Raw genomic sequence first — 10,042 nt, forward strand, 5'->3', positions numbered from 1 at the left:
ATTGAAGTGTTGCATAATATTTTTCTACTAGTTCGTCGTAAGCTTCTGGTAGTTCTACCTGATCGGCATGGTGGTTAGCGATCGCCCAAAGCAAAGCCACAGGAAATAAGCTCACCATTGAAGCAATAAAAACACCAGCCGAGGCAATCATATAAAAGGCAACTCCTGCTTCAATAATACTGAGGGATATACTAATAACCAGTGCCTCTTTCTCTGGTTTACTATCATGGATTCCCTCAATCTCATTCAGCCTTTCACTTTGACTTTGAGTATATACGTCTTCCAGGGTTTGCTCAAACTGATTAAAATTCTCTTCCAGCATAAAATCTCCTTACTTTGTGTTATCTAAAATGGTTTTGCGAGTATTTTGGGTGCTGTTTTTCAGCTTAATTCCTGTTAGCACTTTAGTTGCATTGCTATGAGCATAAAAACTGGCTAATCCGCCGCCTAACAAACCCGCCGATATTGCCCAAGGGCCTCGTCCTGCTTGTTTAGCAAGTAATTGAGGGGCTACAGAAAAAGTCAAAGCCCCTGCTAAAATAACAATAAATTGGGTAATCTGTCGGTTATTTCGTGATAACCGGCGAGAGCGCACAGCATCATATTTAGCAATTTGCGAATTCGCTAAATTATATTCGGCATATTCTTTAATTGCTGCGATGATATTTGCTCTATCAAAGTCTGGCATTCTGAACAAAATTCTTGGCGAAATTTTCAGCCAGCGCTCAAGTCTATCTTTGCGGTTTGGTGGGATTTCTGGGATCATTTCTTTGTTCCTGTAACTACTCCAATTATCTTAATCACTACTAGGAAAGGTCTATTTCCGCGCGATTTGGAATAGCCAATCGAGACAAGCTTGACCGTCAGAGTAGGTACAAATTTGAGTATTTTTAACCGAACTAAGCTGGTGGCTTAATTGGCTCTGTAAATCGACATCCGCGCCAATAATCGCTACTGCACCACCTTTGTGGATAATGGACTCAATCTTTGATTTAATCACACTAAAATCTTGTTGTTGGTGATTGACAAGTTCGGCAGCTTGGATAACGACTACCGCCGCCACAGGTCGAGTATTACCTTGGCTTTGTTGATGCCCAATCTCCGTTTCTAAACGAGAGAGCGCCTCAACTAACGATGTTCCAGGAACTCGACCAATTCCCGATGGCTGTATGGTAATCTGTTTACATTGGTTTTGTATGGAAAGGCGATCGCGCTCTTGAAACTCCTGATTGTTCAATATTGTCACCCGGTCTGCAAACTTCCCTAAAATACGCACATCACCCTCCACCAAATGCTCTACATATTGGCGACAAAGCCCCTCTAGGGAAGTTTGGTAAGGTTGGTTTGACAGAGATACATCCACCAAGAAGCCACTATTCACCCGATGGGTTAACCCGTCCATAAGCAGAGGAACTCCAATTAGCAACGCACCACCAACAGCGCAAAGCCAAGTTAACGGAGATTTCCAGAAAGGTACTTCTTGCTGCACCTGCTCAATAGAGATAGGAAAACGTTCTTTTGATTGTTTACGCAAAGAGTGTTTCATAATCGCTGTCTCCTAAATTTTGAGAATTCTGAATTATTCTTCAAGTTTGACATCCTCTAGGAAACGGGAATTTCCATGCTCATAGGTGTGATCTGAAGATGACTAAATATACCTAAAAATCTTTAGTCTACTGAAGTACACTTTAGTTCTAGGCGGGTGACTCTATTTGTCCTTACTCAAAAGCTTCTAATTGCTTCACAATTCGTCTTAATTCTTCTAAAAGTCTGGAATCTGTCAATGTTTGCGCCACGGCTATAACTGAGCGATAAAACCAAAGAGTTCTCTGGCGTTGTTCTTGATTCCAAGCTTTATCTCCATAAACATCCCATTCAGTCAAATTTGAGCGTGCGTTGTGTACTTTGTCAGCGAGTGCTACCCTGAGAACCTCTGGTGAACCCTGAGAAATGTTTTCTAGATATTTTTGTTTACGTTCTTTCCAAGGGGGGGGAGGAACAATATCAGATTCGGTGCAACTTTCTACAATATCTGCTACTTTGTCGCCAAATTTTTGACGAATAAATTCACCAATCCTTCTCCCACCCTGATCTTCTATGGCATCATGGAGTAAGGCTGCGATCGCTTCATCTTCACTACCCCCATCTTCTAGAACCAATGCAGTCACACTGAGCAAATGACTAATGTAAGGAACACCGCTAATTCTTCTCACTTGTTCAGCATGAAGTTGAGTTGCATACACTAATGCTTCTTCAAAACGATTAGTTAGCTTTGGTTTGTTAATAGAATTCAAATTCATCTCTCTAACCTCTTCACTGTACACACTTTCTATTTATCTTGATACTGTTTCATCGTGGATTGAATCTCTTGAAAGATTTTATCTTTCAATTCAGAAGGTAAAATAACCTTGACATTTTTACCCCAAATTAAAATTCGCAAAAAAACATCAATATCTTCTTCGTAAAACTTGGCTATACAAAAGACATATTTCTCATTAATCTCTCTCCGCAAAGACTGTAATATTAGGGTAATCTCTTTGTTATTGAAAAATCTCTCTAAATCGCTATTAAGTTCCTGAAAGTTTTGGAAGTTAATTTCTTTGAATATTTTCTGCCGCGAAGTATCCTGGATATAATTTCTATAATGATTGCGTTCAAATCTCACAAACATCATTTTTTGAGTTTTCCAAAAGGCATAACCCAAAGTATCAGCATCTAAAGAATCTTCTACGTCTTCAGGAGTGGGTAATTCATTTTCATCGTTGAGTTCGCGTAACTTGACTGGAATCTGTTGATTATCCCAATTTAATATTTCTACATCCAGAATTCGATCTAACCGATAACCTTCCCAGTAGTATTTTTCATCCTCAAATTCTGTAGGACGAATGGCATAAAGATAAGGGCCACGTTTGATGTAGTAAAAAATTACCGGAAAAATGATAGTAGTGATTACTGGAGAGGTTTGAAATTTCTTGTAGGTTATCTTTAAAGGCTTGACACAATCGGATTTAGACCAATTCAATTCTAATGTGTTAATCAAAGCATTATATTTTTGCTTTTTAATGTTTGCTGACATAATAAATTCAGCCGCAAAAAGTAGTCTTTTTTGAGTATTCTTAGCAAATCTAGTAATAAAATCTGCCAGTTCTTCATTATTTATATACTCAGAATTGACTTCGCTATTCAATCGTTGATGATTATTTTCCTGTAATAATTCAGGAATTAACTGCAACCAAGAATCGACCTTAAAATAATTACCTGTTAGTTTTTGATCCGAATCATAAATTGCTTTAAGCCAGTGAGTTTTTTCAGCATTAGCCAGACTAATTTGGAAGTCTAACCGATAAAGACGAGTCTGATTTGTGAAATTATCGCCTTGACTATCGAAGGGGCGAAGCTGTAATAAGTGCTGAATTTCCGCCTCAGAAATTTTGTAGAAATATTTAAAATCATCGATCCATTTGTCTCGTTCTTCTTGGAGATAAAACATCTGATACCAAATATCTTCAATAGTAAGTTGTTGCAGTAAATAGATATTTTCTTTTGCCTTATCTCGTTGTTCTGCTTTTTCTTGCTTTTTATTGGAATTACTGTTTACCTTAGGCTGATTCAGCTGCTTTGGTATCTGATTTGATAAGCAAAGTTCAAGCTCGCTCAACCACTCTAAAAAACTAAACTCATAAGTGGCATCTTTCCCAGCCAAAGGCGAGTTAATATATTTATCATTTCCTAAACTAATACCATCACCATATATAGTTTTTAAATATATGTATATTCTCCACGTTTTCTTCAAAGCATTTTCTTCTAATAAAACTGCTTTGGAGGGCAAAAAACTCCTTAGTAATTCCACGGTTGGAGGATAATCAAAAATTTGATTAGAGTTAGCAGACATAAACCTTACACCTAAATGTTTTTATCGCTATATTTATTATCACCAATAGCGGAAAGGCGATCTTCCATCATCTGGGTATCCTCTCAATAGTCAATCCAGTCAGTTAACTAAGTTAAGGAATTAATCAATGACACTTAAACTGATTTATGAGTATGATGCAGAGGGGGAATTTTACCAAAAGATTGAAATTCCTTATGAAAATCAACTTCCAGCAGAAATACTAAAAAAATTAGAGTTACCAGAAGGTATAGACTTTAATTATGGAGTAGTCATTGATGGTAAAGCCCCTAACTGGTTCTACAGCTACTTAGCTTATCAATGCCAGAATGCTGCTTGGGTAGGCTGCTATTATCCTCAGCTTGAAGGCGCAATAGTCGTACATAGTCAGACACCGACAGTAGAAGTAGGACAAATTCAAGGCTCTACGAAGAACAATTTGCTCAATGGTAATTTAGAATTAAAAGTTAATGAAGTAATTACCGTTGATGGCGATCGCTATCAGTGTTTATTAATTCATGCTGTCGATATTTCCCCTCAAGTTTTAGATTCACTGACTCTACCTAGTGATTTGAACTGGAATAGAGAGATAGTTTTATGGGGACAAGCCCCGGTATGGCTTTATACTCACTTAGTGATGCGTTGTCAGCAAGCCTCATGGGTAGCTTGCTACAACATAAGAACTACTGAAGCGGTTGTTGTTGTTAGCCAGTGTCCAAAACTTGTCCCAGGTGATAAATTTAAGTTAGTACCAAAATCGCCTTGTCCCGCGATCGTATTTGGTGGCCCCCCGAATAGTGGTAAAAGTCTTCTTGGTTACACCTTGAAAGAAACCCTAGTAAAGATGGGTTGGAACAATAAAGTTTATTTACATCGAACAACATGGGATGGCGAAGGAGATTGGTTTGCTCAGATGATGCGTACAAATCCAGAACTAGCCAATGAACTATCAAAAATTGCTGGACGCCGCAAAAAGCCTGAGAATACAGCAGAATATTTCTCTCAGCAAGCTGAAGTAATCAAAGAAATTCGCAGATATACAGATTTAGTGTTAGTGGATCTAGGCGGTATGCCCAGAGAAGCTGATAAAATATTGTTGCCTAGTTGTACTCACTACATTATTATTAGTAACTCTAAAGAGGCTGTAGACGAATGGCATAAATTCTTCCAAATAGTCAAAACTGACACTGAAGAGGAATTGATTCCTTTAGCAGTAATCCACAGCGTTGAAGATAAAAAGGTAAAAATCGTCAATAGAGAACCATACTTAGAAATAATTGCAGGACCTTGGCGTTATGGTGAAACTGAAACTGCACCGCAGGAATTAGTAGAACAGGTGATGAAATTAATTAGAGAATAAAATCTATCTCAATACTGCTCGGTTAACAATATTTGTAGGTTGGGTTTCGTTCCTAAATCCAACCTACATATTTTTATTTTTTCGGCTTAACCAAGCAGTATTTAAATCTATCCTCTTTTATATACCAACTATCGAATACTGAATTGTTCCCCTGCATTAATGCAGGGGAAATTGTTGTTTAATCAAGTGCTGATGAGCAAAAATAACAATCAGGAGTTTCTAAATGCTCTATATTTGTTTTATGCCAAACAGAACCAGGAAACTCATAAATCCAGTCAATTCCAGCATCTAAATTTAGAAAACCACTCACTATCCCATGAATTATGCCAACGCCTGTACTAGCACAAATGCTATTTAACCAAAAAACAGAGGGGTCATTAATACCTTCTAAATAACCACCATTAGCAGCCATTTGATTAATCTCAATAGGTGCAGATTCTAAAGCTGCTCTTTGCAAATTAATAATGTTCCCACACATCAAACACCAACCACCTCCCAAAGGCGGAACAGTAACACGACAATACATTCGTGGTGTATTATCAAATTTATTAACATCTATATGAGTACCAAGACAAACTAAAGGACGCATATATTCCAAGGCTATTTCTTGGGCGACTTGGCGAGAAAGATGATTGTCTGTAGCCACAACAATTAAATCGGAAGAAGCAATTTCTTGTTGAGCTAATTCATGTTCAATTGATGTTGGTATAGCTTTTACACAAGAACCTGTTTGATAGATTTTCTTAATTAAGTACTTGACATAATCCACTTTATACCATCGTTGGTCAGCCATTTCTTGTGTAGCTCCAGGCATTCGATTCAGGTTAACTGTTTCTAAACGGTCTGGGTCGATTAATACCCAGTTTTTCACGCCTAAACGACCTAATAATTCCGCAAAAATTGAACCAATACCACCGCAGCCTATGAGAGTAACTTTGAGTTCATTAAGCTGCTTTTGACAAGTATTACCAAATATCTTCTGCCGCACAAACATTGACTCTATATTATTTGGCTGGTTTGGATTATTCAATAGTTCTCTATTTTCTGAAAGTTCCAACCATGATTGATAGCATTTAATGCTCTGATAGCTTTCTCCTTTTTTATCCCAAATCCGAAATTGAGATTGTTGTAACGACTCGTCAAATACTCCAGAAATCAAACGAGGTTTTTTAGGGAAACTCGATGCAATAAATCGAGAATATTCCGATTCGTAACGGTCATCAACACAGGAAAAATCAGGACTCATATCACCAGCATGGGTATGTATATGTACCACATGTAATCCCTGATTTAGGTAATTTTTGAGTAGATGCCAGTGAAACTTTTGTGTTAACACTAATCCACTTGCAGATTGACCTTCGTAACAATCAGGCAAAGGAACAACCCAGGCTTTCGGAATATAGCGAATTTTATTTTTTGATATCTGCTGACGTTTGCAGAAAAAGAAACCAATAACTTCTTCATTCATAGTCCGAGACTTGATGATTGATTGTCGAAACTGCTGCCACATTTGTGGGGGTATATGTAGAGAAATTTCTGGTGCTAGCTTCTGAGTTTTCATGTTATTTTTACCCTCAATGAGTGATGTTTAATTCCAAATTAAGTGAGTCAAAAAGAAGGGTATAGGGGTGAAATATCCGGTTCTCCCCCTTACCAAGGGGGGGTTAGAGTGGGTCAGAAGGACTTGTATAGGGTAGTCTTACTAAGGAGAGGGATTGAAGGTAAGGTTATTATCTGATATTTAATTACACTCCACTACTTAGTTATTAATTGAGAAAGAATGACCAATAACAAATGACAAATGACAAATGACAAATGACAAATGACAAATGACAAATTACTCATCGCTGTTAATTGCGTGACGTGCAGTGATAAATAATGTAGCTAGATTATGTCCTTTATCAGCCTGATTGGTGGGTTTCCAAGAATTGAGCCAAACCTCTCGATTGAATCCTCCACCCAGTCCAACGCAATACCAGTACCATCCTTCATCGCTTAAAAATGGCGCTCCATAGTAACTTTGTCTGGTAAAGTGATGGTCTCCTTCTCCTGTCGTATTCCAAGGGTAGTTAAGATAGCAACCAATGGGGGGAAGTCTGGGATAATCTAGTGGTAATAAGAACAAAACATCACTATTAGAAACAGTGAATTTTTTTGATGATAACGGCATCCCTTTAACTAAAATAGCTGTATATTTCATATTGCTAATAGTCTTGCTACCAACAATAATATTCTTGGCAACCTTTTCTAAAATGTTGAGTTCTTCTAGCAATCTTGCAGTTGCTTTAAACCCGGATTTTTCTTGATTAATTGTCACTGTCATATTTCACCACCATTAATCCTAATTTGAAACAAAAATTAAAATGTAAAATCCTAAATTCTAGAGCCTTTAACAATTTTGGGAACAGTCCATACTTTTGAACCTTCTTTGAGTGCTTCTGTATTTTTTAGAGGTCGAGTTACACCAAATCCTTCTTCCATCACGTCATCATTACCAATTTCTGGTAATCTCTTTCTTAAATCTTCTACTGTGACACCTTCTGGTAAATCAGTCAGTTTTCCATTGATAACTGCTCTCATGACATCTCCTCGGTTTATTTACAATTAGTGGATGAATTTACCATTGACATACTCCCCGCCGTGAACGCACGGTGATTCTGGAGTAATGAGTAATAAGTAATGAGTAAATACCCATTTTTCATCCACTCATTACTCATTACTCATTACTTTAAATCCGTGCTAGAAGCATGGGATTTGTATCCCATTCTTTTGGTCAATTTGAGTGATGGTGTAGTTGGATAGACTCTGTATATTTCTTAGGTTTATTTTCCTGGTGTGCAGGTTGATTATTCATGCCAAACCAGAACCATAAGCCGACTAATCCAATAGCAACGCCAATCTTAAGATATAAGAAGTTTTTGGCTTGATTTGAGATATTCTGCTCCAACAGATTCAATCTTTTATCTAACTTTTGTAGGTAGACTTTTACAGTGTTTACTTCCTGCAAATATTTCGCGTCTTTTTGCTGATTAATAGCTGTGAACTGCGATTCTAAATTTTGGTAGCGTTGAATGATGCCTTCCGTTTGCTGTTGTATTTCATCTATTTGACCTTGCTCTTTCGTGATTAACTTTCCATTAACTGTTTGCATGATTCTCCCATTGATTGAATTTGGATAAATGACTAATAACTACTTAATCAAAAACATTCGAGTTACCAATTCGATGAAGATTTTGATTTCCATTTTGGGCGTTAAATTTATCAAATACTTCAATCAAATCAACAACACTATTGGCAGAGTTTTTTAACTCACTACCTAAAGATTGTTCTACGGAAGCAACTTCAACTCGTATCCCGCGTCTTCTGAGTTTCTCTGCTAAATAAGCAAAATCAGAATCTCCCGTTACTAAAACAACAATGTCTGGTTTAACTTCTAAAGCTAATTGGATTGCATCCATAGCCATGACAACATCTATATTGGTTTCGTAATCATCTCCTTTGGCTTTACCTTCTTTTGAAACGACTAGAAAACCGTTACTTCTTGCCCAATAAACAAATTTTTCTTTAGTTTTTCGCTGTTCTTCAAATCGTTCTCTAGCTGGAGGTAAACCGACATAAATCACCATTTCAATTAGTTCTCTTCCTTCTTTTGGGTCGGCTAGATAGTCACGGATTTTTGGCCAGTCTATTTTTCTATTAAAACTTTGTGCTGCTAAGAAGGTATTATCACCATCTGCAAGAATCATGACGCGGCGAGTTGTTACCATATATTGCAAGAATTGCTTTTGGGTTTGTGCTTGTATGTCAATTATTAAAACCTATGCTTGGAAAGGGTACTTTCCTCGTCTGTTTTGGGATTCTGAATTCAATGAATACTGTTTGGCTAAGACAAGAGACGCGATAAATCGCCGTCTCTACAAAGTTATGACGTGATTGGAACGGCTGATTTCCATGTACTTGATATCTTGATTTTGTGCAAATTTAACACCACAAAATAAATATATGAAGCTAAATCAAGCAATTTCTCTGACAGCAGGTTTCTCTATTGGGTGCATTATTACTGGCTCAATTATCAAGCAACCTATGCTTAGAGGCCTGGGTGAACTGACTCGATTTGGTGCTATTTCTCTAGGGGTGATGGTTAAACTCAATTCAGTCAATGCAGATAAGGAAAAACAGTTGACTGCTTTTAAGCAAGAGAATATCTGTCTGCAAACTAAATTTGAAAAGACGCAAAACGAGCTAAATAAACTGGGTAAGAAATTTCAGACTCAGGATACTCGTCAACGTCTTCATCTGGCTAACATTCAAAAGTTACAGCATCAACAAAAGGTTGTTTTAGCAACAGTTACTACTTTGGAGCAAAAACTAGATTTTTATGAAAAAGCTGCTTCTCAAAAACCAGAAAATATCAAGGTCAACTTGAACAAAAATTCTGTTTTATCTGTGACACAATCTCAAGAGTCTATGACTCGTGTATATATAGATGGTAATAATTTGAGTTTTGCGGTTGATGGATTGCAAATTGAGCTAGATTATGATGCTTTACGGATAGAACTTTCTCAAAATGCTACTCGGACTAATTTCAAATATTATACTGGTATTCATTCGCCTATGAATGATGGACAAAGGCGGTTTATTGATTATTTAAAATATCAGCGTTATGAAGTTATCGGGCTTCCTATCTTAGCGCGACCTGATAGTAAAAGTTTTAAAACTGTCGGTGACGATGTGAAAATCGCTGTTGATATTATTGGCGAAGTTAAAAAAGGAGATGATGTGATTCTTGTCAG

General features: G+C 37.2%; 12 protein-coding genes. 2 read left to right on the forward strand and 10 right to left on the reverse strand.

Annotation, left to right across the window (positions count from 1 at the left end):
• The 5 genes from CDG79_RS36480 to CDG79_RS36500 form a co-directional block, all read right to left on the reverse strand.
• Positions 1-322, reverse strand: a 322-nt coding sequence (locus tag CDG79_RS36480; protein ID WP_143855693.1) for a hypothetical protein, incomplete at its 3' end; no start/stop codon positions are given.
• A gap of 9 nt (positions 323-331) precedes the next feature.
• Positions 332-766 carry a hypothetical protein gene (locus CDG79_RS36485; protein WP_094346443.1) on the reverse strand — a complete coding sequence of 145 codons (435 nt, stop codon included), beginning with the start codon at positions 764-766 and terminating at the stop codon, positions 332-334.
• A 51-nt stretch (positions 767-817) separates the two neighbouring features.
• A complete protein-coding gene (locus tag CDG79_RS36490) occupies positions 818-1,546 on the reverse strand; it encodes a hypothetical protein (protein ID WP_094346444.1) in 729 nt (242 codons plus the stop codon).
• A 172-nt stretch (positions 1,547-1,718) separates the two neighbouring features.
• Positions 1,719-2,300: an HD domain-containing protein gene (locus CDG79_RS36495; RefSeq protein ID WP_189525257.1), complete on the reverse strand. Its 582-nt coding sequence runs from the start codon at positions 2,298-2,300 to the stop codon at positions 1,719-1,721.
• Between the two features lie 29 nt (positions 2,301-2,329).
• Positions 2,330-3,892 carry a TIGR03985 family CRISPR-associated protein gene (locus CDG79_RS36500; RefSeq protein ID WP_094346445.1) on the reverse strand — a complete coding sequence of 521 codons (1,563 nt, stop codon included), beginning with the start codon at positions 3,890-3,892 and terminating at the stop codon, positions 2,330-2,332.
• A 127-nt stretch (positions 3,893-4,019) separates the two neighbouring features.
• Here CDG79_RS36500 and crn3 point away from each other — a divergent pair, with 127 nt between their 5' ends.
• Positions 4,020-5,249, forward strand: coding sequence for a CRISPR-associated ring nuclease Crn3/Csx3 (gene crn3 / locus CDG79_RS43080; protein ID WP_189525258.1), 1,230 nt, complete (start codon positions 4,020-4,022; stop codon positions 5,247-5,249).
• A 178-nt stretch (positions 5,250-5,427) separates the two neighbouring features.
• Here crn3 and CDG79_RS36510 read toward each other — a convergent pair whose 3' ends face one another.
• From CDG79_RS36510 to CDG79_RS36530, 5 genes are all read right to left on the reverse strand, one after another.
• Positions 5,428-6,810 carry a HesA/MoeB/ThiF family protein gene (locus CDG79_RS36510; RefSeq protein ID WP_223278566.1) on the reverse strand — a complete coding sequence of 461 codons (1,383 nt, stop codon included), beginning with the start codon at positions 6,808-6,810 and terminating at the stop codon, positions 5,428-5,430.
• Between the two features lie 276 nt (positions 6,811-7,086).
• Positions 7,087-7,572, reverse strand: a complete 486-nt coding sequence (locus tag CDG79_RS36515) for a hypothetical protein (RefSeq protein ID WP_094346446.1) — start codon at positions 7,570-7,572, stop codon at positions 7,087-7,089.
• A gap of 50 nt (positions 7,573-7,622) precedes the next feature.
• The gene (locus tag CDG79_RS36520) at positions 7,623-7,829 is read right to left on the reverse strand and encodes a hypothetical protein (RefSeq protein ID WP_094346447.1); all 207 of its coding nucleotides are present in this window, start codon (positions 7,827-7,829) and stop codon (positions 7,623-7,625) included.
• Positions 7,830-8,022: 193 nt separating this feature from the next.
• Positions 8,023-8,400 carry a hypothetical protein gene (locus CDG79_RS36525; RefSeq protein WP_094346448.1) on the reverse strand — a complete coding sequence of 126 codons (378 nt, stop codon included), beginning with the start codon at positions 8,398-8,400 and terminating at the stop codon, positions 8,023-8,025.
• 43 nt (positions 8,401-8,443) lie between these two features.
• Complete coding sequence (locus tag CDG79_RS36530; protein ID WP_094346449.1) at positions 8,444-9,016, reverse strand: LabA-like NYN domain-containing protein; 573 nt, start codon at positions 9,014-9,016, stop codon at positions 8,444-8,446.
• Positions 9,017-9,251: 235 nt separating this feature from the next.
• Here CDG79_RS36530 and CDG79_RS36535 point away from each other — a divergent pair.
• Positions 9,252-10,042: NYN domain-containing protein (locus CDG79_RS36535; RefSeq protein ID WP_143855694.1), on the forward strand; the 791-nt coding region annotated here is incomplete at its 3' end.

The organism is Nostoc sp. 'Peltigera membranacea cyanobiont' 232, from assembly GCF_002245985.1.
Taxonomy (GTDB): Bacteria; Cyanobacteriota; Cyanobacteriia; order Cyanobacteriales; family Nostocaceae; genus Nostoc.